Origin of the sequence: Collimonas sp. OK242 (genome assembly GCF_900107095.1) — a bacterium.
Classification (GTDB): domain Bacteria; phylum Pseudomonadota; class Gammaproteobacteria; order Burkholderiales; family Burkholderiaceae_D; genus Collimonas.
This window is the reverse complement of sequence record NZ_FNOR01000009.1, coordinates 55,728-81,563: the sequence shown is the minus strand read 5'-3', so window position 1 is coordinate 81,563 and position 25,836 is coordinate 55,728. Positions and strand designations below refer to the sequence as shown.

General features: G+C 59.2%; 25 protein-coding genes. 5 read left to right on the top strand and 20 right to left on the bottom strand.

Features of this window, described 5'->3' with window-relative positions; genetic code table 11:
• Positions 1-6 precede the first annotated feature (6 nt).
• From ftsX to ftsY, 3 genes are all read right to left on the bottom strand, one after another.
• The gene (ftsX, locus tag BLV81_RS11520; RefSeq protein WP_092355963.1) at positions 7-933 is read right to left on the bottom strand and encodes a permease-like cell division protein FtsX; all 927 of its coding nucleotides are present in this window, start codon (positions 931-933) and stop codon (positions 7-9) included.
• On the bottom strand, positions 930-1,625 hold the full coding sequence (locus tag BLV81_RS11515) for a cell division ATP-binding protein FtsE (protein WP_092355961.1): 696 nt from the start codon (positions 1,623-1,625) through the stop codon (positions 930-932). Before BLV81_RS11515 ends, ftsX begins: the two co-directional genes overlap by 4 nt.
• A gap of 161 nt (positions 1,626-1,786) precedes the next feature.
• Positions 1,787-2,860, bottom strand: coding sequence for a signal recognition particle-docking protein FtsY (gene ftsY / locus BLV81_RS11510; RefSeq protein WP_092355958.1), 1,074 nt, complete (start codon positions 2,858-2,860; stop codon positions 1,787-1,789).
• A gap of 213 nt (positions 2,861-3,073) precedes the next feature.
• Here ftsY and rsmD point away from each other — a divergent pair, with 213 nt between their 5' ends.
• From rsmD to BLV81_RS11495, 3 genes are all read left to right on the top strand, one after another.
• A complete protein-coding gene (rsmD, locus tag BLV81_RS11505; protein WP_092355955.1) occupies positions 3,074-3,745 on the top strand; it encodes a 16S rRNA (guanine(966)-N(2))-methyltransferase RsmD in 672 nt (223 codons plus the stop codon).
• A 50-nt stretch (positions 3,746-3,795) separates the two neighbouring features.
• Complete coding sequence (coaD, locus tag BLV81_RS11500; RefSeq protein WP_038485166.1) at positions 3,796-4,284, top strand: pantetheine-phosphate adenylyltransferase; 489 nt, start codon at positions 3,796-3,798, stop codon at positions 4,282-4,284.
• Positions 4,285-4,386: 102 nt separating this feature from the next.
• Positions 4,387-4,665, top strand: coding sequence for a YfhL family 4Fe-4S dicluster ferredoxin (locus BLV81_RS11495; protein WP_092355952.1), 279 nt, complete (start codon positions 4,387-4,389; stop codon positions 4,663-4,665).
• A 7-nt stretch (positions 4,666-4,672) separates the two neighbouring features.
• Here BLV81_RS11495 and BLV81_RS11490 read toward each other — a convergent pair whose 3' ends face one another.
• From BLV81_RS11490 to BLV81_RS11450, 9 genes are all read right to left on the bottom strand, one after another.
• Positions 4,673-5,524 carry an MOSC domain-containing protein gene (locus tag BLV81_RS11490; protein ID WP_092355949.1) on the bottom strand — a complete coding sequence of 284 codons (852 nt, stop codon included), beginning with the start codon at positions 5,522-5,524 and terminating at the stop codon, positions 4,673-4,675.
• Positions 5,525-5,728: 204 nt separating this feature from the next.
• On the bottom strand, positions 5,729-6,547 hold the full coding sequence (locus BLV81_RS11485; protein ID WP_092355946.1) for a M55 family metallopeptidase: 819 nt from the start codon (positions 6,545-6,547) through the stop codon (positions 5,729-5,731).
• A gap of 20 nt (positions 6,548-6,567) precedes the next feature.
• Positions 6,568-7,605, bottom strand: a complete 1,038-nt coding sequence (locus tag BLV81_RS11480) for a DmpA family aminopeptidase (RefSeq protein ID WP_092355943.1) — start codon at positions 7,603-7,605, stop codon at positions 6,568-6,570.
• Positions 7,602-8,507 carry a glutathione ABC transporter permease GsiD gene (gene gsiD, locus BLV81_RS11475; protein ID WP_255365140.1) on the bottom strand — a complete coding sequence of 302 codons (906 nt, stop codon included), beginning with the start codon at positions 8,505-8,507 and terminating at the stop codon, positions 7,602-7,604. Before gsiD ends, BLV81_RS11480 begins: the two co-directional genes overlap by 4 nt.
• 8 nt (positions 8,508-8,515) lie before the next feature.
• The gene (gene gsiC / locus BLV81_RS11470; protein ID WP_092355937.1) at positions 8,516-9,436 is read right to left on the bottom strand and encodes a glutathione ABC transporter permease GsiC; all 921 of its coding nucleotides are present in this window, start codon (positions 9,434-9,436) and stop codon (positions 8,516-8,518) included.
• 186 nt (positions 9,437-9,622) lie between these two features.
• Positions 9,623-11,176 carry a glutathione ABC transporter substrate-binding protein GsiB gene (gene gsiB / locus BLV81_RS11465; RefSeq protein ID WP_092355934.1) on the bottom strand — a complete coding sequence of 518 codons (1,554 nt, stop codon included), beginning with the start codon at positions 11,174-11,176 and terminating at the stop codon, positions 9,623-9,625.
• Between the two features lie 87 nt (positions 11,177-11,263).
• Positions 11,264-13,126, bottom strand: a complete 1,863-nt coding sequence (locus tag BLV81_RS11460) for a dipeptide ABC transporter ATP-binding protein (protein WP_092355931.1) — start codon at positions 13,124-13,126, stop codon at positions 11,264-11,266.
• Between the two features lie 61 nt (positions 13,127-13,187).
• Complete coding sequence (locus BLV81_RS11455; RefSeq protein ID WP_092355928.1) at positions 13,188-14,174, bottom strand: isoaspartyl peptidase/L-asparaginase family protein; 987 nt, start codon at positions 14,172-14,174, stop codon at positions 13,188-13,190.
• 1 nt (position 14,175) lies between these two features.
• Complete coding sequence (locus tag BLV81_RS11450) at positions 14,176-15,138, bottom strand: MurR/RpiR family transcriptional regulator (RefSeq protein WP_092355925.1); 963 nt, start codon at positions 15,136-15,138, stop codon at positions 14,176-14,178.
• Positions 15,139-15,436: 298 nt separating this feature from the next.
• On the opposite strand from BLV81_RS11450, the gene BLV81_RS11445 reads away from it, so the two are divergent.
• Complete coding sequence (locus BLV81_RS11445) at positions 15,437-15,940, top strand: cupin domain-containing protein (RefSeq protein WP_092355922.1); 504 nt, start codon at positions 15,437-15,439, stop codon at positions 15,938-15,940.
• Between the two features lie 45 nt (positions 15,941-15,985).
• Here BLV81_RS11445 and BLV81_RS11440 read toward each other — a convergent pair whose 3' ends face one another.
• The 3 genes from BLV81_RS11440 to BLV81_RS11430 all read right to left on the bottom strand — a co-directional run bounded on the left by BLV81_RS11440 (position 15,986) and on the right by BLV81_RS11430 (position 18,863).
• The gene (locus tag BLV81_RS11440; RefSeq protein WP_092355919.1) at positions 15,986-17,263 is read right to left on the bottom strand and encodes a dicarboxylate/amino acid:cation symporter; all 1,278 of its coding nucleotides are present in this window, start codon (positions 17,261-17,263) and stop codon (positions 15,986-15,988) included.
• A gap of 239 nt (positions 17,264-17,502) precedes the next feature.
• A complete protein-coding gene (locus BLV81_RS11435; protein ID WP_092355916.1) occupies positions 17,503-18,591 on the bottom strand; it encodes a sialidase in 1,089 nt (362 codons plus the stop codon).
• 2 nt (positions 18,592-18,593) lie between these two features.
• Positions 18,594-18,863 (bottom strand): MoaD/ThiS family protein, encoded by a 270-nt coding sequence (locus BLV81_RS11430; protein ID WP_092356349.1) that lies wholly within the window; start codon positions 18,861-18,863, stop codon positions 18,594-18,596.
• A gap of 183 nt (positions 18,864-19,046) precedes the next feature.
• Between BLV81_RS11430 and BLV81_RS11425 the strand changes: the two genes are divergently transcribed.
• Complete coding sequence (locus tag BLV81_RS11425) at positions 19,047-20,504, top strand: aminotransferase-like domain-containing protein (RefSeq protein WP_092356346.1); 1,458 nt, start codon at positions 19,047-19,049, stop codon at positions 20,502-20,504.
• Between the two features lies 1 nt (position 20,505).
• On the opposite strand, the gene BLV81_RS11420 is transcribed toward BLV81_RS11425, so the two are convergent.
• The 5 genes from BLV81_RS11420 to pth form a co-directional block, all read right to left on the bottom strand.
• Positions 20,506-20,817 (bottom strand): helix-turn-helix domain-containing protein, encoded by a 312-nt coding sequence (locus BLV81_RS11420; RefSeq protein WP_092355913.1) that lies wholly within the window; start codon positions 20,815-20,817, stop codon positions 20,506-20,508.
• Positions 20,818-20,821: 4 nt separating this feature from the next.
• A complete protein-coding gene (locus BLV81_RS11415) occupies positions 20,822-23,143 on the bottom strand; it encodes an FdhF/YdeP family oxidoreductase (protein ID WP_092356343.1) in 2,322 nt (773 codons plus the stop codon).
• Positions 23,144-23,315: 172 nt separating this feature from the next.
• Positions 23,316-23,747, bottom strand: coding sequence for a CzcE family metal-binding protein (locus BLV81_RS11410; protein ID WP_092355910.1), 432 nt, complete (start codon positions 23,745-23,747; stop codon positions 23,316-23,318).
• Positions 23,748-23,985: 238 nt separating this feature from the next.
• Complete coding sequence (ychF, locus tag BLV81_RS11405) at positions 23,986-25,077, bottom strand: redox-regulated ATPase YchF (RefSeq protein ID WP_092355907.1); 1,092 nt, start codon at positions 25,075-25,077, stop codon at positions 23,986-23,988.
• A gap of 124 nt (positions 25,078-25,201) precedes the next feature.
• Positions 25,202-25,786 carry an aminoacyl-tRNA hydrolase gene (pth, locus tag BLV81_RS11400; RefSeq protein ID WP_092355904.1) on the bottom strand — a complete coding sequence of 195 codons (585 nt, stop codon included), beginning with the start codon at positions 25,784-25,786 and terminating at the stop codon, positions 25,202-25,204.
• Between the last annotated feature and the right edge of the window lie 50 nt (positions 25,787-25,836).

The following is a 25,836-nucleotide window of genomic DNA, read 5'->3' as shown; positions in this document are numbered from 1 at the left end:
CGGGATTCAGGCGAGCCGCGCCAGGTGTCGCCGTACCGACAGCAATGCGCCGACCAGCCCGAGGCCGGCGCTGATCGCCAGCAGCACCAGGCTAGCCAGCCAGTTCAGCGGCAACAAGCGGAACTCGGATGCGTACAAACGGGCGAATTCGGCAATCGCCTGGTTCAGCGGTTGCAAACCAAGCGCCACCGCAGCCAAGGCCAGGCCGCCGGCGCACAGGCCGAGCAGTGCGCCGGTGTAATAAAACGGCCGGTGGATGAACGCGTCGGTAGCGCCGACCAGCTTGGCGACGGCGATTTCTTCGCGTTGGGTCAGCACTTGCAGGCGCACGGTATTGAACACCACGGCCACCACCACCACCGCCAGCGTGCCCGCCAGGAACAGCAGCACCAGGCGCAAGATTCCCAACAGCGCCGCCAGCCGCTTGACCCACTCCGAGTCGACTTGCACGGTATCGACGCCGGGCAAGGCTTTAAGATCAGCGGCAATGGTGTCGATGCGTCCGGCGTCCGGCGCGTCGTGGAAACCGGCCAGCTTCAACACATAGGCATCCGGCAAAGGATTCTGGCCGAGGGTAGTCAGGGCGTCATCCATGCCGGTCTTGTTTTTCAGGCTGATCAGGGCGTCTTCGCGCGGAATGAACAGTACTTTGGCCGAGCTGCGGTGTTGCTGCAGAATCGAAGCAATAGGCTTGGCCAGTGCGGTGGTCTTGTCGCGTGCCGCATCCAGCGCCATGAAGATGCTGATTTCCGGTTCTACCGCCAGTTGTTCGGAGACCGGGCGCACGTTTTCTATCAGGGTCAGGCCGCCAAACGGCAGCGCCAGCGCAATCGCCACCACCAGCACGTTCAGCGCAAAGCCGCCGGGCGCCTTGAACAGATGGGTGAAGGCGTCGCTGATGGCAAACAGATGTTGTCGCAGCCAGCTCTTCATGCTGCACCTCCGCTGTTGCTGCGTACGGCAGAATTCTGCCAGTGGTCGACAATCTGCCCCTGATCCAGGAACACCACGCGGTTGGCGCTGTTCAGGAATTGCTCGTCATGGGTGGAAATCAGGCAAGTCACGCCGACCGCATGAAACGACCTGAGCGCATCCAGGACTTTGTTGGCGTTGTCGCGATCGAGATTGGCGGTCGGTTCGTCGGCCAGGATGATTTGCGGCCGATTGACAATCGCACGGGCGATAGACACACGCTGCTGCTCGCCGCCTGACAGGGCTTTCGGATCGGTCGCCCCCTTGTCCAGCAGGCCGACTTTATCGAGTGCCGCCCGGGCCCGCTTTTCCGCTTCGGCGCGGGTGGCGCCGGTAACCAGCAGCGGCAGCATGACGTTGGCCAGCACGGTGCGGTCCTGCAGCAGTTTTTGCTGTTGCAGGATCAATCCGAGGTTGCGCCGCAGATAAGGCAGGCCGGAAGATTTCAATTTGCCGACATTGGCGCCGCTGACAGTCAAGGTCCCGCTGCTAGGGCGCTCAATTGCTGCAATCAGGTTGAGCAGCGTGGTTTTGCCGGCGCCGGAAGGGCCGGCCAGGAAAATCAGGTCGCCCTTGTTAACCGTCAAAGTGATATCGCGCAGCGCGACCACGTCACGCGCATATTTTTTGGAGACCTGGTTGAATTCAATCATTGCGGTAGACGGCTAGGCTGGTTGAATGGAAATGCATGGAAAACTGTAATTTCTCGCTTGTTTTGCGAGGCCCTACGTTGCTTGATACTCTTGATCTGGTCAGTTGGGGACAGAGTAATTCGCCACGCTGCGGTGGCTCTTAAACTCTGTCCCGCAATTAATCAATTTAGCAGTGCATCCACAAATTCGGCGGCATCAAACGGTTGCAAGTCTTCGATCTGTTCGCCGACGCCGATGAAATATACCGGGATCGCACGCGTGGTGGCGATAGCCGCCAGCACGCCGCCCTTGGCGGTGCCGTCCAGCTTGGTGATCACCAGGCCGGTAAGCCCCAGCGCGTCGTCGAAAGCCTTGACTTGCGCCAGTGCGTTCTGGCCGGTGTTGCCGTCGATGACCAGCAATATTTCATGTGGTGCGGTGGCCATGCCTTTGCCGATGACGCGCTTGATCTTCTTCAGCTCGTCCATCAGATGCAATTGCGTCGGCAGGCGGCCGGCGGTATCGACCATGACTACATTGGTGCCGCGCGCCTGCGCCGAATGCACGGCGTCGAACGCCACCGCAGCCGGATCGCCGGATTCCTGCGAGATTACCGTGACGTTATTGCGTTCGCCCCAAATCGTCAATTGTTCGCGCGCAGCAGCGCGGAACGTATCGCCGGCAGCCAGCAATACCGATTGTCTATGGGCTTGCAGATGTTTGGCCAGCTTGCCGATGGTGGTGGTCTTGCCGGCGCCGTTGACGCCGGCGATCATCATCACCAGCGGCTGGTGCTGATCCAGCACCAGCGGTTTTTGCAGGGGGCTGAGCAAATCGATCAGCAAGCTGCGCAATGCCGCCTTGACCTGGGCCGCTTCGGTCAGCTTGTCTTCCTTGACCTTCTTTTTCAGGGCGTTGAGCAGGAAGTGGGTAGCTTCGACGCCGGCGTCGGAGACCAGCAGCGCCGACTCCAGCTCCTCGTACAAATCGTCGTCGATCTTGGCGCCGACGAACAAGATGCTCAGGTTGGACGAGGTTTTCGACAGCCCGGTTTTCAACCGTGATAACCAGGAGCGCTTTTGTTCAGCGGCCACCGGCGCCGGGATGATTTCGGCCGCAGCTTCGGCTTCAACGGCTGGCGCGGCGCTCTCTGCCGCTGTTTCCAATCTGTCTATCTGCACTAATTCCGTTGGCGCAGAAGATTCTGGCAAGGGCGCAACTTCGGGTTTCGGTTTTTTCTTGAAGAAACTAAACATCTGAGGCCTGATCTGTAAGGCGGTGAAATAGGGCGTTGCAGTAGCTTGTCGAAGCAGGCTGCACAAGAGGTACAATCTCCGGCATTCTATCAGAGCGCAGCCTGCCGAATTAGGGATAGTCCCGTCGATCATGGCAGTTACCGGCATGGCTGGCCTCAGAATCTCGCCGAATTGACGGAATTCCAGCAAATTTCCCCATTTTTATTAAACTTAATGAAAAAACCAAGCAACAAAAAAGCACCGAAGACACCGGTGCATGCCATCAAGCCGCCATTGGTGCGCCAGGTAAGAATCATTGGCGGCGCCTGGAAACGTACGCCGTTGGCGGTATTGGATAGCGAAGGCCTGCGGCCGACGCCGGATAGGGTGCGTGAAACCTTGTTCAACTGGCTGACACACTTGCTTGATGGCAACTGGAGCGCGGTCCGCTGCCTCGACCTGTTTGCCGGCACCGGCGCGCTAGGGTTTGAAGCCGCCAGCCGCGGCGCACTGGAAGTGACGATGATTGAGCACAACACACCGGCCGCACGCCAGCTGGAAGTTACCAAAACCAAGCTGGATGCCAGCCAGGTGCGGATTTTGCGCAGCGATGCGGCAACCTGGTTAAGTAAGGTTAGCGCTCAGGCTGGCACTGAGGCCGTTGCAGATTCTGCGCGCTTCGATCTGATTTTCCTCGATCCGCCGTATCAGCAGGGCTGGCTGGAAAAGGTGCTGCCGCAATGCCAGGGTTTGCTGGCCGAGCATGGTTTGCTGTACCTGGAGTCCGAATTCGCGTTGCAGGAGGACGCTTTACCGCCCTGGCTGGCCGGCTGGCAACTGCTGCGGGCTGATAAGGCTGGTATAGTGTTTTACCACTTGCTGAAAAGGCAAGGGCATTCTGGCTGATGCAAATTCAGGCATAATGCGCGATCTGATTGGGGTGCAAGGGGAAGAAGATGGTCACTGCAGTTTATCCGGGAACGTTCGATCCGCTCACACGCGGCCACGAAGATCTGGTGCGTCGCGCATCCGGGTTGTTCGACAAATTGGTGGTAGGCGTCGCCGACAGTAAAAACAAAAAACCGTTTTTCTCTCTGGAAGAGCGGTTGTCGATTGCGAACGAGGTGCTGGGTCATTATCCCAATGTGCAAGTGGAAAGTTTCTCCGGCTTGCTCAAGGATTTTGTGCGTCAACACGATGCCAACGTGATTGTGCGCGGCTTGCGTGCGGTCTCCGACTTTGAGTTCGAGTTTCAGATGGCCGGCATGAACCGCTACCTGCTGCCGGACGTGGAAACCCTGTTCCTGACGCCGTCGGATCAATACCAGTTCATCTCCGGCACCATCGTCCGCGAGATCGCGACGCTGGGCGGCGATGTCTCCAAGTTCGTCTTCCCTTCGGTCGAAAAATGGCTGAAGGAAAAACTGGACGCACAGCAACCTTAAGGGGCTACGCTGCGGCGAATCTCCAGCGGGATTAAAATAACGGCAAGGCAGTAAGGCGGGATCATTCGATCCCGCGGCAACTTGATTTAAAAGAGTAGTGCAATGGCTTTATTGATCACCGACGACTGTATTAATTGCGACGTATGCGAGCCGGAGTGCCCGAACGGTGCGATTTACATGGGGCCGCTGATTTACGAAATCGACCCGCACAAATGCACCGAATGCGTGGGCCATTTCAATGAGCCGCAGTGCCAGCAAGTCTGCCCGGTCAGCTGCATTCCGCTGGATCCGGCCTGGCATGAATCCAAAGAGCAGTTGCAAGCCAAGTACGAGCGCTTGCAGGCTGAGCTGGCGGCATCATCCGCCGCCAAGACGCAGTAATAACTCCCTAGAACGCCAGTTCCACCTCGATTTCCTGCCCGGTGCGCAGGATTTCGCCATCTCCTTCCAGCAATATCGTATTGATGCCGAAAGTGACGCCGCCATCGACACGCGGATTGGCGCGGTAAGTCATCAGGATATCCATGGGATCGGGGCCGTGTTCAGCGGTGGCCTGATCGATAGACGGCACCGGGCAGCGCGCACATGGCTTGACCGGTTGCAAACATGCTGCCCCCGCCCTGATGGTCGCCAGAAAATCCTCCTCAAACGCTGCTACCCCATCGATCACGATGTTGGGGCGGAAACGGTTCATCGGCAAGGCCGCGCGGCCCTGCGCCTGCAATTTTCGATTCAAATCGTCGAGCGATTCCTGCGATATCAACAGCATTGGAAAGCCGTCCGAAAAACGGGTTGGCGCGTCGCTGTCACCGGTCCATTTTTTACTGGCCAGGCGCTTGCATGCGGGATCAAAGCGCACCAGCCGGCAGGGCAGGCCGATGACACGCGAGAACCAGTCGGCAGCTTGGCCGCCGCAATCGTGCGCGGTGACGCTGTCGTCCCAGATCTGCACTGTCATGGTCGGCAACGATCCGGCAGGCAAGGCCGCAGTCGCAATCTCAAGCGGCGGCATATCCGGCGCATGCACGGTCATCGCATCGGCTTGCAGAAGCGGCACGATCAACGCCATCACGGCGTGGCTGCGCTGCGATAGAAACTGGCCGGCGCTGTCTACCACCATCCATTCGCGGTCATGCACATGCTGATGGCTGAGGCCGGTGGCGGTGACGGTAGCTGCCGGCAGATCTATCCCGGCGCAGGATTTGATCGGGTATAGCGTCAGCGTGGTGATCGTTGGCATCGGTTTCTATTCTTCTGTTGTTGCATCAGACCGGATTGCGCCCAGCCAGTCCTGAAATTCGGTGACGGCCGCCTCTTCCCGGGTATCGAAAGGCCAGAATAAGGATAAAACACTTCGTTGGCGTCTGGTTCTACGGTTTGCAGTTAAATAGGGTCAGATACCTTCTTGAATAGCAAGCCCGTTCTCCGCGCTTTGCTTACGCCGCTACCGAAGCATGAAAGACATGGCCGACAAGCTGTTCAGTATCCGCACTGCGTATTGGACGGACGGCGCAGAAAATGTGAGGTTGACGCCGTCGATACGTTCCAGCATCGGTAATTGACAGAACAGGTCGGCTAACGCCGGGCTGGCGGTTTGCAGCTTGCATGTGACGCTCGGCGGCAGGACAAAGGGACGGCAGGCTGCAATTTTTCCGAGCGCAGCCTTGGCACCCTCACTCAACATAGCCAAAGCGCTTTGCGGCGACAGCGATGTTCCGCTGTTGGCGCCATCCGCGGTCTTGATGCTGACCAGCGTGGCGTGCGGAAACAGCGGCTGGTTCTCGGCCACGAAAACATCGTCGCCGCTGCCGAAAATCACCGGTACGCCGAATTCACCGGCGAGGGCGCCGTAGATGCCCGCTTCGCCTAGTTCCTGATCGTTGAGCCAGACGCGGGAGAAAGCAAAACTGTTGATGGTGTGCGCCAGGATGCCGCGGCTTTGCGAGCGGCCATGGTAGCCGACCATCATCACGCCGGCGACGCCGCTGTCGACGCCGCTCATCATGCCTAGCAGGCGCGGCTTGCCGAGAATGGCGTTGGCAGCAGGATGCAGCAAGTCCGGCAACAGGTTGCGGAAACCGCCATGCGAGTCGTTCACCACGATCTCGGTCGCACCGCCAGCCAGCGCACCTTCGATGACGGCATTGGCTTCGGCTGTCATCAGGCGCCGCGCGCGTTCGTATTCGGGATTGCCGGCGCGGGTTTGTTCCGGATGGAAGACACCGGCGACGCCTTCGATATCAACAGAAATAAGGATTTTCATTGTCGTTTATTTATAAGAGACTAAGGCAGAAGGCCGGCCGCCGCTTCACGCAAAGACTGGCGTTGACGGCCATCGCGTCCGGCCACGGTTTCGGCCGCAAACAGTGCATTGACGATAGCCTGCTCGGTACTATCGGCGACTGCTTCAAACAGCGGATCCAGCAAGTTATCGTACAAGGAAAAGGATCGTCGTAGCACGCTGCCGGCGCGATACGGCACCGTCTGCGCCGTCGAAAAAGCCAGGGCCAGGTCGCCGCTGCCATGGCCGTAGATCGACCCGGTACGGCCCAGGCCCACGCCGCAACGGGTTGCCAGTCGTCCCAGCTGTCGCGCATCCAGCGGGGCATCGGTCGCAATAATCATGATGATCGATCCCATCTCGGGGGATTCGGCAGTCGATTGTCGCAGCCGGATCAGTTCATCGCCGACATGCTTGCCCGCCAGCGTCAGCGCCGCCAGTTTGCCGAAGTTGGCCAGTACCAGCGCGCCAACGCAATATTGCAGGTCGCCGATGGTTGCATGGCGTGAAGCCGAGCCGATGCCGCCCTTGAGGTCAAAACATGACATGCCGCGCCCCGCGCCGACCGCGCCTTGGGCAAACTCAGGCGCGGCATTGGCCAGCGCCTGTTGATAATGCGCGGCGCTGATCGCCATCGCCTGGATATCGTTCAGATAACCGTCATTGCATTCGAATACCAGCGGGTTGACCGTGGGGTCGCTGCGTCCGATCTCCGGGTTGGCCTGGATCGCGGAAATAATCTGGGCCGTCGCCACGCTGCCGACCGATAAGGTATTGGTCAGCGCAATCGGCGTTTCAAGCAGTCCCAACTCCTGCACCTGCACCAGTCCGATGCTTTTGCCGAAGCCGTTGAACACCGTTGCCGCTGCCGGCACCTTGTCGCGAAACGGATCGCCTTGATGCGGGCGAATCACCGTCACGCCGGTTTGCAGCGCGCCCTGCGCCAATGTGGCGTGGCCGACCGTGACGCCGGCGACGTCGCTGATGGCGTTCAGGGGGCCGGCAGGCAGCCGGCCGATATGTGGAAGGGCAAGCATCAGCGGCGGTCGATCTTGGGATCGAGGGCGTCGCGCAGGCCGTCCCCCAGCAGGTTGAATGCCAGCACCGTCAGGAAAATCGCCAGGCTGGGGAAAATCGCAATATGCGGCGCCGTCATCATGTCGGAACGCGCTTCATGCAGCATCGCCCCCCATTCCGGCATCGGCGGTTGGGCACCCATGCCAAGGAAGGACAGACTGGCGGCAGTGATGATGGAAGTGCCGATGCGCATGGTGAAATACACCACTACCGCTGATACCGTGCCGGGAAAAATATGGCGCAGGATGATGGTGCTATCGCTGGCGCCGATGCTGCGCACCGCTTCGATGAAGGTCAGGTGTTTCAGCGCCAGCGTGTTGCCGCGCACCAGCCGGGCAAAAGTCGGGATGCTGAAAATCGCTACGGCGAAGACCACGTTCGTCATGCCGCTGCCGAGAATCGCCACAATGCCGATCGCCAGCAAGATGCCGGGAAATGCAAACAGCACGTCGCAAATGCGCATGATGATGCGTTCGGCCCAGCCTTCGTAATAACCTGCAATCAAGCCGGCCAGGGTGCCGATCACCGCGCCCACCGCCACCGATGAAAAACCGGCGGTGAGGGAAATGCGGGTGCCCATCAGGATCCGGCTGAAAATATCGCGGCCCAAGGAATCGACGCCGAACCAGTGCGCGAGCGACGGCCCTGCATTCAAGGCGTCGTAATCAAAATAGTTCTCGGCGTCGTAAGGCGTCAGCCAAGGCGCGGCAATCGCCACGACGATCAGGAACAACACGAAACAGCCGGCCACGACCGCCAGATGCTGTTTCTTGAACTTGCGCCAGAATTCGCTCCAGGGTGTGCGGATCGTATTCGGCAGCGGCGCGGCAGCAACCGCGGCCACAGGATTGAATGGAGTAGACACAGGCGGCCTCACTTGTAACGGATGCTAGGGTTGATGACGGCATACAGCACGTCAACCACCAGATTGATGAAAATAAATTCCAGCGAGAACAACAGGATCTCGGCCTGGATGATCGGGTAATCGCGCATTTCGACAGCGTCGATCAGCAACCGTCCCATACCGGGCCAGTTGAACACTATTTCCACCACGATCGAGCCGCCCAGCAGGAAGCCGAACTGCAGTCCCATCATGGTGACCACGGGAATCAGGGAATTGCGCAGGCAATGCTTGAGCACCACGATGGTTTCCGACAGGCCTTTGGCGCGTGCGGTCCGGACGAAATCTTCCTGCAAGACTTCGACGAAGGAAGAACGGGTAAAGCGCGCCATCACGGCAGCCACCGCGGCGCCCAGGGCCAGCGACGGCAAGATGTAATTACGCCAGCCGTCGGCGCCTATGGCGGGCAGCCAGCCGAGCTTGACCGAGAACAGTTGCATCAGCAGCATGCCCAGCGCAAACGAAGGAAAAGAAATTCCCGATACCGCCAGCGTCATGCCGAGGCGGTCCGGCCACTCGTTACGCCATACCGCGGAAACGATACCGATCACCAGGCCGAACAGCACCGCCCACACCATGCTGGTGACGGTGAGCCAAAAGGTGGGCCAGAAACGTTCGGCGATCTCGGTGCTGACCGGACGCTTGGTGCGCAGGGAGTTGCCAAAGTCGCCGCGCAGGGCCTTGCTGAAATAGTGGATGAATTGCTGGTGCATCGGCTTATCCAGGCCGAGATCCTTGCGGATCAGTTCGACCGTCTGCGAATCGGCTTCAGGTCCGGCCACCAGCCGCGCCGGATCGCCCGGCAGCAAGTGGACAAACAAAAATACCATGACCGCCACGATCAGCAAGGTTGGTATCAGGCCCAGCAGGCGTTTTAGTACATAAGGAAACATGGCGTGCTCTGGTAGTTGGCTGGACTGCGGTGACAGGTCAGGCCCGGGATTATGTGTCTCACCAGGTCTGTGCCTGGTTTGAGTAGGTTTGCAAAAGCTTTTCTTTGCAAATTAACCGTTTTATCTGGTCAGTTGAGGACAGAGTAATTCGCCACGCTACGGTGGCTCTTAAACTCTGTCCCGCAATTATTTCAACTCAATTTCATCGAAATTGAAAGAACCGTCAGGCATCACATAGACACCCTTCAGGTTCTTGCTGCGTGCATACAACAGTTTTTCGGTCACCAGGAAAGCCCACGGTGCATCTTTCCAGATTTCAGTTTGCGCATCTTTGTAGAGCGCAGTCTTTTCCATGCGGTCGGTGGTGGTCAGCGCCTTGGCGATATCGGCGTCGACTTTGTCGTTCTTGTAATAAGCCGTGTTGAACAGCTTGGGCGGGAACGATTCCGACGCCAGCAGAGGACGCAGGCCCCAATCGGCTTCACCGGTCGAGGACGACCAGCCGGTGTAGTACATCCGTACCGGCGCGTTGGCGGCAACCGGCGCGCTCTCGACTTTCTCTACCCGCTGGCCGGCTTCCAGCGCCATGACCTTGGCTTTGATGCCGACCTGCGCCAGCTGTTGCTGCACGAACTGGATGATCTTCTGCGCGGTAGTGTGGTTATAGGCAGACCACAATTCGGTTTCGAAGCCATTCGGGTAACCGGCTTCAGCCAGCAATTGCTTGGCCTTCTTCGGATCGTACGGCCAAGGCCCTGTCTTCAAGGCGTAATCCACGCCTTGCGGCAGCACGCCATCTTGTGGCATGGCGTAGCCGGTGAAAGCTACCTTGACCAATGCTTCCTTGTTGATTGCGTAGTTGATCGCTTGCCGTACCTTCGGATTGTCGAAAGGTTTTTGCAGCGTATTCATCGAGATGTAACGTTGCACGATGGACGCCGACGAAATCAGGTCCAGATTAGGCTTGGATTTCAGCAGCTCGGCTTGCTCATACGGCAGCGGATAGGCGAATTGCGCTTCGCCTGTTTGCATGATGGCGCTGCGGGTATTGTTGTCGACCACCGGCTTCCAGGTGATGCTGTCGACCTTCGGATAGCCCTTCTTCCAGTAGCCGTCGAATTTGCTGACCTTCAGGTAATCGGTCTGCTTCCATTCTTCGAACTTGAACGGCCCGGTGCCGACCGGATGGAAAGCGATATCCTTGTTGCCCCACTTCTTGAGCGCGGTCGGTGAAATCATCGCTGCGGAAGAGTGCGCCAGGGTATTGATGAAAGGCGAGAACGGCTCTTTCAAGGTGATCTTGACTTCGTAGTCGTTGACGATGTCGACCTTGGAAATGCGGTTGAACAAATTGAAACGCTTGAGCTTGTTGTCCGGATTGATGACGCGTTCCAGCACCATCTTCACCGCATCCGCCTTGAAGTCGGTGCCGTCCTGGAATTTGACGCCCTTGCGCAGACGGATGGTGTAGAGCAGGCCGTCTTTGCTGACTTCATAGCCTTCCGCCAGCACATTGACCAGTTTCAAATCCTTGTCGAAACCGAACAAGCCTTGATAGAAGGACTTGATGGCGGCCTGCGACAGCGTGTCGTTGCTGTCGTAAGGGTCGAGCGTGGTAAAAGTCGAAGCCACTGCCAGCGTGACGTCCTTGGCGGCAAAAGCCTGGCCCACTGCAAACTGGGCCGTCAGTGCGACGGCGGTGCCAGCCAGTACCTTGCCGAAATATCGAGTAGTGCGCATGTGTTACTCCCCTGGTTCAAAGATCGTTGAAGGTAGACAAATAAACAAAGCAAAAAAACGCTTGAAACGAACAATTAAAACGAACGCTTAAAATGCACCGGCAATCCGGTGAGTTGCAACAAAATGTCCCGGTCCCACCTGTTTCAGCGGTTCGACCACGGGCAGGTCGTCTATATTGCGGATCGGGCTGGGAATTTCTTCCGGCAGCATCTCGCGCTTGCGATGACGCTGGTTCGGATCGGCAACCGGTACCGCCGCCATCAGCTTCTTGGTATATGGATGCTGGGGATTTTCAAAGATCGCGCGGCGCGGGCCGATTTCAACGATCTGTCCCAGATACATCACCGCCACCCGATGGCTGATGCGTTCCACCACCGCCATATCGTGCGAGATGAAAATGAATGAAATACCCAGTTCCTGTTGCAGGTCCAGCAGCAGATTGACGATCTGCGCCTGGATCGAGACATCCAGCGCCGACACCGATTCATCGGCGATCACAATCTTCGGATTCAGCGCCAGCGCACGGGCGATGCAGATCCGCTGGCGCTGGCCGCCGGAGAATTCGTGCGGATACCGTTGTGCATGTTCCGGCAGCAGGCCGACCCGTTCCAGCAACGCCGCGACTTTATCTTGTGCGCCTTCCGGCATGCCGTGCACCAGCAATGGTTCCATGATGGAATAGCCGACAGTCAGGCGCGGATCCAGCGAAGCGAAAGGATCCTGGAAAATGAATTGAATATCCCGTCGTAGCGAGCGCAACTCAGACCGTGGCAACTTGGCCAGATCGCGGCCGCCGAACTCGACGCTGCCGCTGGTGATGTCGACCAGCCGCAGCAGCGAACGGCCGGTGGTCGATTTACCACAACCGGATTCGCCCACCAATGCCAGCGTTTCACCCGGATACAGGTCGAAACTGATTTGTTCCACTGCATGCACGCGCTGCTTGACGCGGCTGAAGATGCCGCTCTTGACGTCGAAGCGGGTGGTCAGCTGGCGTACTTTCAGCAACGGCTGTTGCTGCGGGTCGGCGCCTGGGATGCTGCGCACGATCTTGGCTTCCGCTTCCATCTCCGGTGTGATGCTTGCGCCTGCAATGGCAATCCGCTGCGGCAGATCGGTGCCATGCATCGCACCCAAACGCGGCACCGCCGCCAGCAAGGCACGGGTGTAGGGGTGTTGCGGCGCTTCAAAGATCGCGTGCACATTGTTTTCTTCGACCTTCTCGCCGCGGCACATGACCACCACGCGATCGGCGATCTCGGCCACCACGCCCATATCGTGGGTGATGAAGATCACCGCCATCTGCATTTCATCCTGCAGCGCGCGTATCAGTTGCAGGATCTGTGCTTGTATCGTCACGTCCAGCGCGGTGGTTGGTTCGTCGGCAATCAGCAGCGATGGCTTGCAGGAGAGCGCCATGGCGATCATCACGCGCTGGCGCATGCCGCCGGAGAGTTGATGCGGATGACGGTCGAGCATGCGCCTGGCTTCCGGGATACGCACCGTTTCCAGCATGCGCAAGGCTTCGGCGCGCGCTGCCGCCATGCTCTTGCCCTGATGCAGGCGTATCGATTCGGCGATCTGTTCGCCGACCGTGAATACCGGATTGAGCGAGGTCATCGGTTCCTGGAAAATCATGGCGATTTCCGAACCGCGGATATGGCGCATGGTGCTTTGATCGGCATTGGCCAGATCGATAATGCTACCGTCGCGCCGCTGGAAATTCATGCTGGCGCCGGTGATCCGGCCGCCGCCGTAATCGATCAGGCGCATGATGGCTTGCGACGACACCGATTTGCCCGAGCCGGACTCGCCGACGATGGCCAGCGTTTCACCGGCATCGATATGGAAGGACAGATTGCGCACCGCTTCCACCTTGCGTTCGGAAGTGGTGAAGCCGACGCTCATTTGTTCTACCGTCAGTACGCGGCGGCCAATTTGCTTGTTCATAGGATCGCTTTCTGCATCTTACGTATCAATTGCGGCATCATCTTTTGCATCGTCTGTCGCGTCATTTGTAGATTGCGGTCACCGCTGTTTCGCCAACCTTGGCGAAGCCGCGATACATGCCTTCGGTATTGAACGGCAGCACCACGTTGCCCTGGGCATCGATGGCGATCAGGCCGCCGCGGCCTTTATAGCGCGGCAGCAGATCCATCACCACCTGTTCGGCGGCCTCTTTCAGCGATTGGCCCGCATACTCCATGCGCGCCGAAATATCGTAAGCCGCTACCGTGCGCATGAATGCTTCGCCGGTGCCGGTGGCGGAAACGGCGACGGTGCGATTGTTGGCGTAGCAGCCGGCGCCGATCAAGGGCGAGTCGCCGACCCGGCCCACGCGCTTATTGGTAATGCCGCCGGTCGAGGTGGCTGCCGCCAGGTTGCCGTGCATATCGATGGCGACCGCACCGACCGTGCCGAATTTGTCATCCGGATCGATGGGGGCGATTTCAGCGGCCTGGCTGGTGGCGTCGTGATCCAGCAACAGCATGCCCTCCTTATCGCGTGCCCGCAGCCATTGGGCGTGGCGGGCTTCGGTATGAAAGTACTCCGGCTCGACCAGCTCGACGCCATGCTGGGCGACAAATGCTTCGGCGCCTGCACCAACCAGCATGATGTGTTCGCTATTTTCCATTACTGCACGTGCTGCCAGTATCGGATTGCGCACATGTTCGACCATGGCGACGGCGCCGGCGTCCAGCGTGGCGCCGTCCATGATCGCGGCGTCCAGCTCGTGCGTGCCGGCATGCGTGTAGACCGCACCTTTGCCGGCGTTGAACAGAGGGCAATCTTCCAGCATGCTGACGGCGCACGCGACGGCATCCAGCGCGCTGCCGCCGTCCGCCAGGATTTTCTGGCCGGCGCCGAGGATCTCGTTCAGGGCGTCGTGGTAGGCCTGTTCCTGTGCGGTGTTCATGGCGCTACGCAAGATGGTGCCGGCGCCACCGTGGATGGCGATAGCGGCAATATTGGCGGGCTTGGTCACAGTGTTATTCACGTTATTTCACTTTCGCTGCAGGTTTTTTGGTTGCTGTCTTGCCGGCCTTGTTAGGCGTGACTGGTTGGCGGTGTCCGTCCGGGTGATGCAGCCATGGCAGCACGGCTTCAGTCATTTTTGATGCCGCATGCACCGAGCGGTTGGCGCGGTGGGCGACGGCGTCGCATACCGCCTGGATCAAGGCCAGCGCTGCGGCATCCGAGGTTGGCGACAGCAGGCGTTCGGTCTGTGCGTACAAAGTCACGTCCGCCAGCGGCACCAGCGGCGAGGTTGGTGCGTCGGTAAGCGCCAGCAATTGCGCCGAGCGTTCCTTGGCGCGGCCTGACAGCGTGACGGTATCGGTGACATAGCGTGGAAAAGCCATCGCAATCACCAGGTCGCGCTGATCGAGTTTAAAGAACTGGCGGCTGACTTGCGATGCCCCGCCGGGCCCGGCCACCGGCATCACCGTACGGCAATAGGGTTCCAATGCATGCGCCATGAGACCGGCCAGAAAAGCACTGGCGCCGAAGCCGAGTATGAATATCCGGTCGGCGTTCAGAATCATGCTGACCGCCTGGTCGCAATGCGCCGGCGACAATGCGCGTTGCGTGGCTTCCAGGTTCTGCATGTCTGCCATCAGCGCTGCGGCCATGATTTCCGCGCTGCTGGCGGGGCGCAGCACTTGGTCGCGCAGCTTTTCGACCGGCGCCAGCGACGACGCGAAGTCCAGCACCAGGGCTGCCCGGAATGCCGGATAACCGTCGAATCCAAGTGCATGCGCGAAACGGTTGGCCGTCGCCAGCGAAACGCCGACTGCGTCGGCCAGTTCGTCGATGGTCATGGTGGCGGTGTGGAATACATTCGCCAGCACGTAATCGGCCGCCTTGCGGTGTGCTTTCGACAACCCCGGATAGGCTTTACCTATGCGTGCCGCGACTGCACTTTCGCGTTGCCATGCTGTGATTGCGGAATGTTGCACCATCTGCCCCTTGGATTGTTTTTTATAATTTGTGTAAATATATTTTCATTTTCATTTCAAGTAAAGGAAATTTATTTTCTTTTTTGAGATGTGTGGTTTGTGTCATCGCATGCGTGCGGAAGTGGTGCATAAGTGACGAGTAAGTGGCGCGGAAATGCGGCTTTGCACCATTTCTGTCTGGTGATTGTCCGCGACGGTGCACATGAATTTCCGCTGGGAATTACAGCCGGGCGTGCTTGCGTGTATTCTGCTGTGCAGGCTCAGGATCCAGTCCCTGGAGTCGTCAATTTTCGGAGAAAAAATGAATGAGAACGCAGAGAGTTTGAGCCGCCGTTTGATTCGCAACTTCAACACCGTACCGGGCACGCACGACTTGCGCGAGCCTTTATACGATTCAATCGGCGCGCGCCTGGCGCCGGGCACTGCGGCACAGAAGCTGGGCGCCAGCATAGATACTGTCGCGCCCGGCAAGAGGTCGTGCCCGTATCACTTCCACTACGCGCAGGAGGAGATGTTTATTATCCTGGAGGGCAGCGGCACGCTGCGAGTGGCGGGCGAAATGCTGCCGCTGCGCAGCGGCGACGTGGTCTTCATTCCACCTGGTCCGGAATACCCGCACCAGATAGTGAATACGTCGGATCAGCCGTTGAAGTATCTTTCAATCAGCACCAGGGAACAGCCGGAGGTGTGCGAATATCCGGATTCCGGCAAGTTTCTGGCGATGGCGTCTGCCGGCGGCGAACGTGTTTTCGATGTGGTGCAGCGCAGGTCGAACGACCTCGATTATTGGGACGGCGAACCGTGATGCCGCTGCCGTGCTGCGTCAACACGCGGCACGGCAGCATGTGGATCAGGCCGCCGCGTTGCTGTTCTGGTCCAGCCCGACGTCGCTGTTGGCGGCGTTATAAATGTCCAGATCCAGCAAACCTTCTTCCTTGGCCACCAGCACCGGCACCAGCATTTGTCCGGTGACATTGGTCATGGTGCGCATCATGTCGAGAATGCGGTCGATGGCGACCAGGTAGCCGATGCCTTCCAGCGGCAGGCCGGCGGAGCTGAGCACCAGGGTCACCATCACGATTGCAGTGCCGGGTACGCCGGCGGTGCCGAACGAGCCGAGCACCGAGGCCAGCATGATGATGAAGTACTGCGACAGATCCAGCTGCAGGCCGAAATACTGAGCCACGAAAATCGAAGCAATCGCCGGATAGATGGCGCCGCAGCCGTCCATTTTGATGCTGGCGCCGAGCGGTACGGCAAACGCCGCATATTCCTGTTTCACGCCGAGGTTATGCACCACGCTGCGCAAGGCGATAGGCATCGAGGCAAAACTCGATGAGCTGGTGAATGCCACCTGCATGGCGGGAAAGGCGCCGCGGAAAAAACGCATCGGATTGAGGCGATGGCTCAGCAGCAGGCCGCCGTACACCACCACGATGTGCAGCGCGCACGCCAGGTACAGCGTCAACACGAAATTCCCCAGCGGCAGCAGGCGCTCGAAACCGTAAGATCCAACCAGCGCAGCGATCAAGCCAAAGGTGCCGAGCGGAGTCATTTCCAGCACAAAGCGGGTGATCTGGATCATGGCGCTGCTGGCTTCACCCATCAGTTCGCGTACCTGTTTCACCTTGTCGCCCAATTTCACCAACGCCATGCCGAGCAGTCCGGCGAAGAAAATCACTTGCAGGATCTTGCCGTCGGACAGCGCCTTGAAGGGATTCGACGGCACTACGTCCAGCAGCACCTGGATCGGCGTCGGCACTTCATGCACGGTGTAATCGGCAGCAATTGCGAGCTGGCCCAGGTTCCGGCCCGGATTGGTGAAGTTCGCGACCAGCAAGCCAACGCCAACCGCCAGCACCGCCGTAATGGCAAACCACAAGAAGGTCTTGCCGCCCAATGCGGCAACGCTTTTCATGCCGTGCAAACTAGAAATGCTGTTGGTGACGGCAAAGAAAACCAGCGGCACGGCGATCATCTTGATCAGCGTGACATATAGCTTGCCGAGCGGGCCGAACCAGGTTTCGGCGGGTGCGCCTAGCAGCCAGCCGGCCAGCGCGCCGAGCACGAAGCCGCCCAGCACACGTTGCCAAAAGGGGATGCGGAACCAGAAAGAGAAAATGTTCATAGAGTAGTCAGGGAATAAGTATGTGTCTTGCGAGAGCGTGGCAAGCCCGGGACAGGCGCGTAAACCGGATGGCCCGAGAGTATCGCGGCTGGCAGCGCCTGCGTCCAATATATTTTTGCTCTATCGATATGTTTTGTTGTTGTATCAATATCGAAATGGCATGAATAGGAAAGAAGCAGGGTGGGCCCATCGCACCCATTGTGCCCACGCGTTGCCGCGACAAGAAATAACAGGGCTGATTAACCGAAGCACACCGCATAAACCGGCGGCATGGTGTTGGAAATGGTCTGCCAGCTGTCGCCGCCGTTTTGCGACAGCCAGACACTGCCGGTGGTCGAAGCCATCAACAGGGTGCTGCCGTCGTCCGCCACAGCCAGGCCATGGCGATAGATCAGGTCGTAGCAGTGCTGCTGGGGCAGGCCGTGGCGCAAGGAGGTGAAGGATTTTCCGCCGTCGGTGGTGCGCGTCACCGCCAGCGCGGCATCTACGGGGATGCGGGTCTGGTCAGCCTGCGCCGGGGCAAACCAGGCGGTATTGCCATCGCCCGGATGCACGGCCACGGCGAAACCGAAGTTCGACAAAGGCGCGGGGCTGACTTCCTGCCAGTCTGCGCCAAAGTTGCGGGAGCGCCAGATGCCGTTGTGGTGCTGGCACCAAAGCAGATCGGGGGTATCCCTGGCGCCCACAATCCGATGCGGGTCTTGAATATTCTGATCGTCGACGCGCTCCGGCGGCATGTAAGTGGCGCTCATGCCTTTTGCGCACAAGCTCCAGCTGTCGCCGCCGTCATGCGTAACCCAGGCGCCGCCGCAGGAAATGCCGACCAGGACATGGCGGCTGTCGCGCGGGTCGACGCAAATGCTGTGAATCCCGGGTACGTCGTAACCACCGCCAAACCATTCGCTGCGCTCCGGCGCATCCCACAAGGAGCGCATCAACGTCCAGGATTCGCCGCGGTCGCTGGAACGGAACAAGCCGCCCGGCAAGGTGCCGGCCCAGATGACGCCGGGCTGGTCGGCGCCGCCGCAAGCGAGCGACCAGATGAATTTCACGCCCCAGTCGACCGGGTCGCTTGAGTCTTCGGGTTTGAGAGGATAGGCAGGTGCGGCAATTTCAGTCCAGCGCTCCGATGCAGCATCGTTGCGGTGCAGCTTTACGCCGAAATGGCCGAGGTTCAGCGCGGCGTAGACTGCGCCGTCGCGCGGGTCAGGCAGCACCATGGAAACCGGTTCGCCGAGAAAGGCAATCGGGCCCAAGGCCCATCCGCCATCTTGCTTTTGCAATGAAAACAATCCTTTGCGGCTAGCGATCCAGGCGCGGTCAGTCATGGTCAACCTCCGGAGAGAGCTTGCAGAACGTGGACCTTGCTGTGCGCCGCCAGCGGCGCGTTCAGATGCACGTGGTCACGTACGTTATGGCCGTCGATGAAAATCGCGACATTCGGCCGCAGGCAGCCTTGTTCATCGAGCAGATAGGCGCGCAAGCGCGGGTTGGACGCGAATGCTGTTTCCAGGCCGGCGCGCAAGGTGAGGGCGTCGGTGTGAATTTCCGGCGCTGAGATAAAACGGGCAAGTTGCGGTGTGAAAATGAATGTCGCCATAAAAATTGCCAGCATTGTCCAATTCGGGTCGAAGCTGTGCTGCAGCCACTCACTATAGATCGATAGCGTATTTTTGCGATGTTTGTGTAATAACTACTGCTTGCAAGCAAGGGGCCTTCTTGATTTTCACTATAATGAACTCATCCTTGGCCTCTGTCACCGTCCGGTTTGAAAACAACGCGCCTGCCTCTTTATCAACGTTTTGCCGAGCAGATCAGGGCTTCGCTGCGGAATGGCGTGCTGCGTCCCGGTGATCGCCTGAGTTCGGTGCGCCAGGCCAGCCAGCAACAGGGCTTGAGCATCACAACCGTGGTGCGCGCTTATGAATTGCTGGAAAGCTGCGGGGTGATTGAAAGCCACCCGCAATCCGGCTATTTTGTGCGGGCGCAGTTTGGCCGCGATGCTGCGGCGTCATTGCAGGCGTCAGCGTCGGCACAGGCTGCGCCAGCTGAGCCGGACCGATCGCAGCCGCTGCCGGTGTCGGCCGAAGTGGATGTCAGCCGCCATGTACTGGCGACGCTTAAGTCGATTCACCAGAACGATGCGATTCCGCTCGGCTCGCCGTATCCCGATCCGACCTTGTTTCCGGCCCGGCGCATCAGCCAATACAACAGCGCCATCCTGCGCAGCGGCGGCCCGCTGGGCGTGCTGGACGATTTGCCGCCCGGCCATCCGGACCTGATCCGGCAGATCGTCAGGCGCCATCTGGAAACCGGCCTTAGCGTCGGTCCCGGCGATGTGGTGATCACGGTGGGCGCCACCGAAGCCATCAATCTGTGTTTGCAGGCGGTGGCGAAAGCGGGCGATACGATCGCGGTGGAATCGCCGACCTTTTATGCGATGCTGCATGCGATCGAGCGGCTCGGCATGCGCGCCATCGAAATACCGACCGACCCGCGATCGGGAATGGATGTCGCGGCGCTGAAAAAAATCATGCAGAGCCAGCCGGTTGCGGCCTGCATGGTGATGCCGAATTTCCAGAATCCGCTGGGTTTCGAAATGCCGGAAGAAAACAAGCGGCAACTGGTTGAGCTGGGCGCGCGCTACAACATGCCGATCATCGAAAACGGCGTCTGCAACGAGCTGTATTTCGGCACGGCTCATCCGAGTGTCCTGAAGGCTTACGACAAACGCGGCATCGTGCTGTATTGCTCATCGTTTTCCAAGAGCCTGACTTCCGCTTACCGCATCGGCTGGACTTTGCCGGGGCGTTATCGGGAGCAGGTGGAAAAGCTGAAATTCCTCAACACGCTCAGCACCTCGACTTTGCCGCAACGGGCCATCGCCGCTTACCTGACGGCTGGCGGCTACGACCGCCATCTGCGCCGGCTGCGGCGCTCCTTGCAGCAGCGCTGCGACATCATGAGCGCTTTCGTCGGCCGTTTCTTCCCAGCCGGCACGCGCATCACGCGGCCAGCCGGAGGTTATGTGCTGTGGATAGAATTGCCGGCGGCGATCGATTCCATGGCCTTGTACCGGCAAGCGCTGGCGGCAGGCATCACGATTGCGCCAGGCCGCCTGTTTTCCACTTCAGACGCCTATCGCAGTTTCATTCGCATGAATTACAGCTACAACTGGACGCCGCAGATCGAACTGGCAATACGGCGACTGGGCGAAATGCTGGCCGCCATGCTGGAATAGCTCACGCCATCTCGGCGGCCTGGCGTTCATCCAGGGCATCGACAATCGCCATCCCGAACGCGGTCAGGGCAGCGCGGCCGGTGCCGTCCTCGTTGAGAGCGACGCGGACAATTTCAGCGTCTTCCAGGGCGCTAAGATGGCGTCGCAAAGTGCTCATGCGTTGCTCGACCCGCTTGCTGAGTTTCGCCAGCGACATTCCTGGTTCGGCGTAGTTGCTGCGTTGCTTGTGGCCGCGCTCGCAGTTAGCATCGGCATGCAGTGCGGACAAGATCGCCAGCACCGCATCGTCAATCCGATCGTCCCGATTCATCATCGGATCACGCTGCCGTCTGCATGGAGCGCCGCATCAGCACCGGGATCGATTTCGAGGTCGGCGTGCGCGCCTGGTCGGCGAAGCTGTTGAGCGGCACCAGCGGATTGGTTTCCGGATAGTAGCTACTGATGCAGCCGCGCGGAATATCGTATTCAACCAGCAGGAAACGATCGGCGCGGCGCTCGATGCCGTCGTCCCAGACACCGATCAGATCGACCCAGTCGCCGGCAGCGAAGCCCAGCATCCGGATATCGAGCAGGTTGGCAAATACCACGCGCCGTTGTCCGAATACGCCGCGATAACGGTCGTCCAGTCCATAGATGGTGGTGTTGTACTGATCATGCGAACGGGTGGTCATCAATACCATCAGTTCGGGGCCGTATTTGCGGCGCGCCTGGTGAATTGGCGTGTCCTTGGGAATCGCATGCACGATGAACTGGGCCCGGCCGCTGGCAGTTTTCCAGACCCGCTCGCGCGCCGCTACGCCGAGGTGGAAGCCGCCCGGCTGCTGTATGCGCAGGTTGTAATCCTTGAAGGCGTCGTACACTTTTGCTATGTCGTCGCGGATCAGGGCGTAGTCCTTGACGTAGTCCAGCCAGCGTGTGCGGCTCTGTTTCAGCGTGGCGTGCGCCAGGCGCGCAACAATGTCGATTTCCGACAGACAGGTTTTGGCGACCGGTTGGTTGATGCCGTAGGAAATGTGCACCATGCTCATCGAGTCTTCGACGGTCACGCCTTGCGGGCCGCTTTCCTGCAGGTCGATTTCGGTGCGGCCCATGGTCGGCAGGATCAAGGCGTCTTGGCCGTGGATCAGATGGCTGCGATTCAGTTTGGTGGTGATGTGGACGGTCAGCGCGCAAGACTGCAGCGCCTGCCAGGTGCGTGGCGTGTCGGGCGTCGCCATGGCAAAGTTGCCGCCAAGTCCGATGAAGACCTTGACCTCGCCCCGCAGCATGGCTTCAATCGTGCCGACCACGTCGAGACCATGCGCGCGCGGCGGCTTGAAGCCGTATACCTGTTCGATGCGATCGAGGAAAGCGGCGGTCGGTTTTTCGTCGATGCCGACGCTGCGGTCGCCTTGCACGTTGGAATGACCGCGGACCGGGCACAAACCGGCGCCGGGGCGGCCGATATTGCCGCGCAATAGCATCAGGTTGGAGACCATCTGGATCGTCGCGACGCCGTGCTTGTGCTGCGTCAAGCCCATGCCCCAGGTAGCGATGACGTTTTTGCCGCGCACATACACTTGCGTCAGCCGTTCGATATCGTCCCGGCCGACGCCCGATTCGGTGACGATGTCGCCCCAGCTTTCGGCGCGGATGTCGGCCGCGAACTCTTCGAAGCAGGCCGTGTGTTCGGCGATGAAGCGGACGTCGATCACGCGCTCGGTCTGGTCTTGCAGCGCCAGATCGTCCAGTTCCAGTACCCGCTTGATGACGCCCTTGACCAGCGCCAGGTCGCCGCACAGAGTAGGGCGGATAAACATGTTGCTGATGCTGGTGCCGGAGCGCGACAGCATGTCGGACGGATGTTGCGGGCTGGAGAAGCGTTCCAGGCCGCGCTCGCGCAAGGGATTGATGGAGACGATGGCGGCGCCGCGCTTGGCGCATTCGCGCAGTTCGCCCATCATGCGGGGGTGATTGGTGGCGGGATTCTGGCCGAAGATCAGGAAGGTATCGGCCAGGTCGAAATCGTCCAGCGTGACCGTACCCTTGCCGACGCCCACGGTCTGTGGCAAGCCGACGCTGGTTGGTTCGTGGCACATATTGGAGCAATCGGGAAAGTTGTTGCTGCCGTATTCGCGCACGAACAGCTGGTACAGGAATGCCGCCTCATTGCTGGTGCGGCCGGAAGTGTAGAACGACGCCTGGTTCGGATCTTCCAGCGTGTTCAGGTGACTGCTCATCAAGCTGAATGCGTCTTGCCACGAGATCGGCCGGTATTTGTCGCTGGCGGCGTCGTACGTCATCGGTTCGGTCAGGCGGCCGTGCTCTTCCAGTTCGTAGTCCGATTGCTGCAGCAATGCGCTGACGCTGTTTTGCGCAAAAAAATCTGCGGTGACGCGTTTGGAGGTGGCTTCCGCCGCTACCGCCTTGACGCCGTTTTCGCAGAATTCAAAGGTCGATGCATGATCGCGATCTGGCCAGGCGCAGCCGGGACAGTCGAAGCCGTCCGGCTGGTTCTGCGCCAGCAGGGTACGCAGGCCGCCGCCCGGCACTTTCTCTTTCAGCAGGTGCAACGCTACATATTTCAAGGCCCCCCAGCCGCCGGCAGGGTGCTTGTATTGCTGGATTTTCTGGTCGCTCAATTTTATTCCCCGGAGCATCTTGCGCAAACCGCGCAGAGTCCGCGGGAGTGTAATTGGCGCCCGCTTACAGCAGCATGTACAGTCGCTACGATGCTTTTAGAGCACAGTTACAAATTTATATGTAACTGTGCTTGTCATGGTTTTTTATTGCGTTGTCAGCATGAGTTGCCGGGCAGTCTTGCCGGTTTGACTATTTATGACCGCCGCCGCCATGGCCACCGCCGCCGGTAAAGTCATTTCCTCCATGATCGCCGCCGTGTCCTCCCCCATGGCCCCCGCCATGGCGACCGCCATCGCTGCCACCGGAATATAGCGGATTGGCGGCGACATAGACGATGACTCTGTGGTCAAGCATGCCCGGTGGCGCGGTCTGATTCAAGTCGAATTTATCCAGATAATCGGCGCCGTCAAAATTCCAGGCAAATGCTTTGTCGCCCACGACGAACTTAATGATTTCGCCGCCGGTTACATTGACGTAGCTTGTATCTGGAGCGATAACGATGGTTCGCGTGGCGGCGGTTACTACCGCCGGATCGCCCATGAGATCGATTCTGGGTGGTAATGAGCATGCGGCGCATAGCGCCGCAGCAGCAATTGCCGGGATAAGCAATTTGGCGTTCATGGCTCCTCCTGGAACAGATGTGGTGGGAGGGCAACATGCGGATGTCGCGGGCCACATTTTATTAGAGTGCGTCGTGCCCGGCTTTGTTCATCGATGTTTGGTGCAGAAAAGCCCGGCGCTCGTTCCCCGATTTGCAGGGGAGAGGGCCGGGCTTTGCTGTTTTTGAATCGGGCGGCTGCCTGGGGTCGGCAAGTGCCGAATTCCATGAGGGCAGTTAATTTGCCCGTCGTAGCAGATATTAAACGTTAAACAGGAAATTCAAGACGTCGCCATCCTTGACCACGTATTCCTTGCCTTCAGCACGCATCTTGCCGGCTTCCTTGGCGCCTTGTTCACCCTTGTGGCTGATGAAGTCGTCATAGGCGATAGTCTGGGCGCGGATGAAGCCGCGTTCGAAGTCAGTATGGATCACGCCTGCCGCTTGCGGGCCGGTATCGCCGACATGGATGGTCCATGCCCGTACTTCCTTGACGCCGCAGGTGAAGTAGGTTTGCAGGCCGAGCAGCTTGAAGGCGGCGCGGATCAGGCGGTCCAGGCCAGGTTCTTCCATGCCCATGTCAGCCAGGAATTCGTGTTTATCGGCTTCGTCCAGATCGGCGATTTCCGATTCGATGGCGGCGCAGATGGCGACGATAGGGGCATTTTGCGACGCAGCGTAAGCGGTCAGCTGATCCAGCAGCGGATTGTTGGTGAAGCCGTGGTCGGAGACGTTGGCGACGTACATGGCCGGCTTGGCGGTGATCAGGCACAGCGGCTTGATCAGCGCCATTTCTTCGGCGTCGAGACCGCAGGCGCGCACCGGCTTGGCTTGATCCAGTTCCGGCATCAGGCGTTCCAGCAGGGCGACCAGCTTGGCGGCATCCTTGTCGCCGGAGCGGGCTTTCTTGTTTTCGCGATGGATGGCTTTTTCAACCGTGCCCATGTCGGCCAGCGCCAGCTCGGTCTGGATCACGTCGATATCGTCCAGCGGATTGATTTTGCCGGCCACGTGGATCACGTTGTCGTCTTCAAAGCAGCGTACGACGTTGACGATGGCGTCGGTTTCGCGGATATGGGCGAGGAACTGGTTGCCCAGGCCTTCGCCCTTGGAGGCGCCAGCCACCAGGCCGGCGATATCGACAAATTCCACGGTCGCCGGCAGGATGCGCTCCGGCTTGACGATCTCGGCCAGCGCCTTCAGGCGTGGGTCAGGCACCTCTACCATGCCGACGTTCGGCTCGATGGTGCAGAAAGGATAGTTTTCTGCCGGAATGCCTGCTTTAGTCAGGGCATTGAAGAGGGTAGATTTGCCAACGTTGGGTAGGCCGACGATGCCGCATTTAAGACTCATGATATGGACTTTAGAGAGTGAATTATTGGAACTAACCCGCTATTTTACCGGATGCAGCGGCGGCAATCGTATTGGCGGGTTTTTAGCGACGCTTTTTAGTGACTTATTTGGCGGTCTAAGTGGCTTATTTAACGGTATGCAACTGCATGGTCGCAGCCTCGAATTTACCTTCGCACAGCTGCGGAATGATTTTCAGGCTATCGCTGATCGCATCTTCGATCAGCGATTGTTCGTCCTTGCGCGGGCGATGCAGTACGAAGTCGGCGACCACCTGCTGCAGATTCAAGCTGCGAGGATGACCTATACCCAGCCGCAGGCGCCAGTACTCCTGTGTGCCAAGGGCGGCCGTGATGTCTTTTAAGCCATTATGTCCGCCGGACGAGCCGCCTTTTTTCAATTTGGCGCTGCCTGGCGGCAGATCCAGCTCATCATGCACCACCAGGATTTCTTCCGCCGCGATCTTGTAGAAACGCGCCAGCGCACCGACCGATTGACCGGAGCGGTTCATGAAAGTCTGCGGTTCCAGCAGCCACACTTCCTGGCCGGCGATGCTGGTCTTGGCGACGAAGGCGTGGAAGCGTGCTTCCCTGGCCAGTTTGCGGCCGAGCTCGTTGGCAAGATTGTCGACCAGCCAGAAGCCGGCGTTGTGGCGCGTTTGCTCGTATTCCGGGCCGGGATTGCCGAGGCCGACGATGAGGCGAATGGACATAGGTTTGCTTTGTACTTTTCTGGACTTTGCCGGTTTTGACCTTGCCGATT

Excerpts from the sequence above, each read along its gene's own strand:
- gsiB (WP_092355934.1), bottom strand. The coding sequence starts at position 11,176 with ATGCGCACTACTCGATATTTCGGCAAGGTACTGGCTGGCACCGCCGTC.
- ftsX (WP_092355963.1), bottom strand. The coding sequence starts at position 933 with ATGAAGAGCTGGCTGCGACAACATCTGTTTGCCATCAGCGACGCCTTC.
- BLV81_RS11460 (WP_092355931.1), bottom strand. The coding sequence starts at position 13,126 with ATGAACAAGCAAATTGGCCGCCGCGTACTGACGGTAGAACAAATGAGC.
- BLV81_RS11410 (WP_092355910.1), bottom strand. The coding sequence starts at position 23,747 with ATGAACGCCAAATTGCTTATCCCGGCAATTGCTGCTGCGGCGCTATGC.
- BLV81_RS11450 (WP_092355925.1), bottom strand. The coding sequence starts at position 15,138 with ATGGTGCAACATTCCGCAATCACAGCATGGCAACGCGAAAGTGCAGTC.
- ychF (WP_092355907.1), bottom strand. The coding sequence starts at position 25,077 with ATGAGTCTTAAATGCGGCATCGTCGGCCTACCCAACGTTGGCAAATCT.
- rsmD (WP_092355955.1), top strand. The coding sequence starts at position 3,074 with ATGAAAAAACCAAGCAACAAAAAAGCACCGAAGACACCGGTGCATGCC.
- BLV81_RS11440 (WP_092355919.1), bottom strand. The coding sequence starts at position 17,263 with ATGAACATTTTCTCTTTCTGGTTCCGCATCCCCTTTTGGCAACGTGTG.
- BLV81_RS11445 (WP_092355922.1), top strand. The coding sequence starts at position 15,437 with ATGAATGAGAACGCAGAGAGTTTGAGCCGCCGTTTGATTCGCAACTTC.
- BLV81_RS11430 (WP_092356349.1), bottom strand. The coding sequence starts at position 18,863 with ATGGCGACATTCATTTTCACACCGCAACTTGCCCGTTTTATCTCAGCG.
- gsiC (WP_092355937.1), bottom strand. The coding sequence starts at position 9,436 with ATGTTTCCTTATGTACTAAAACGCCTGCTGGGCCTGATACCAACCTTG.
- ftsY (WP_092355958.1), bottom strand. The coding sequence starts at position 2,860 with ATGTTTAGTTTCTTCAAGAAAAAACCGAAACCCGAAGTTGCGCCCTTG.
- BLV81_RS11485 (WP_092355946.1), bottom strand. The coding sequence starts at position 6,547 with ATGAAAATCCTTATTTCTGTTGATATCGAAGGCGTCGCCGGTGTCTTC.
- BLV81_RS11490 (WP_092355949.1), bottom strand. The coding sequence starts at position 5,524 with ATGCCAACGATCACCACGCTGACGCTATACCCGATCAAATCCTGCGCC.
- BLV81_RS11415 (WP_092356343.1), bottom strand. The coding sequence starts at position 23,143 with ATGCTCCGGGGAATAAAATTGAGCGACCAGAAAATCCAGCAATACAAG.
- BLV81_RS11435 (WP_092355916.1), bottom strand. The coding sequence starts at position 18,591 with ATGACTGACCGCGCCTGGATCGCTAGCCGCAAAGGATTGTTTTCATTG.
- pth (WP_092355904.1), bottom strand. The coding sequence starts at position 25,786 with ATGTCCATTCGCCTCATCGTCGGCCTCGGCAATCCCGGCCCGGAATAC.
- coaD (WP_038485166.1), top strand. The coding sequence starts at position 3,796 with ATGGTCACTGCAGTTTATCCGGGAACGTTCGATCCGCTCACACGCGGC.
- BLV81_RS11495 (WP_092355952.1), top strand. The coding sequence starts at position 4,387 with ATGGCTTTATTGATCACCGACGACTGTATTAATTGCGACGTATGCGAG.
- BLV81_RS11515 (WP_092355961.1), bottom strand. The coding sequence starts at position 1,625 with ATGATTGAATTCAACCAGGTCTCCAAAAAATATGCGCGTGACGTGGTC.
- BLV81_RS11420 (WP_092355913.1), bottom strand. The coding sequence starts at position 20,817 with ATGATGAATCGGGACGATCGGATTGACGATGCGGTGCTGGCGATCTTG.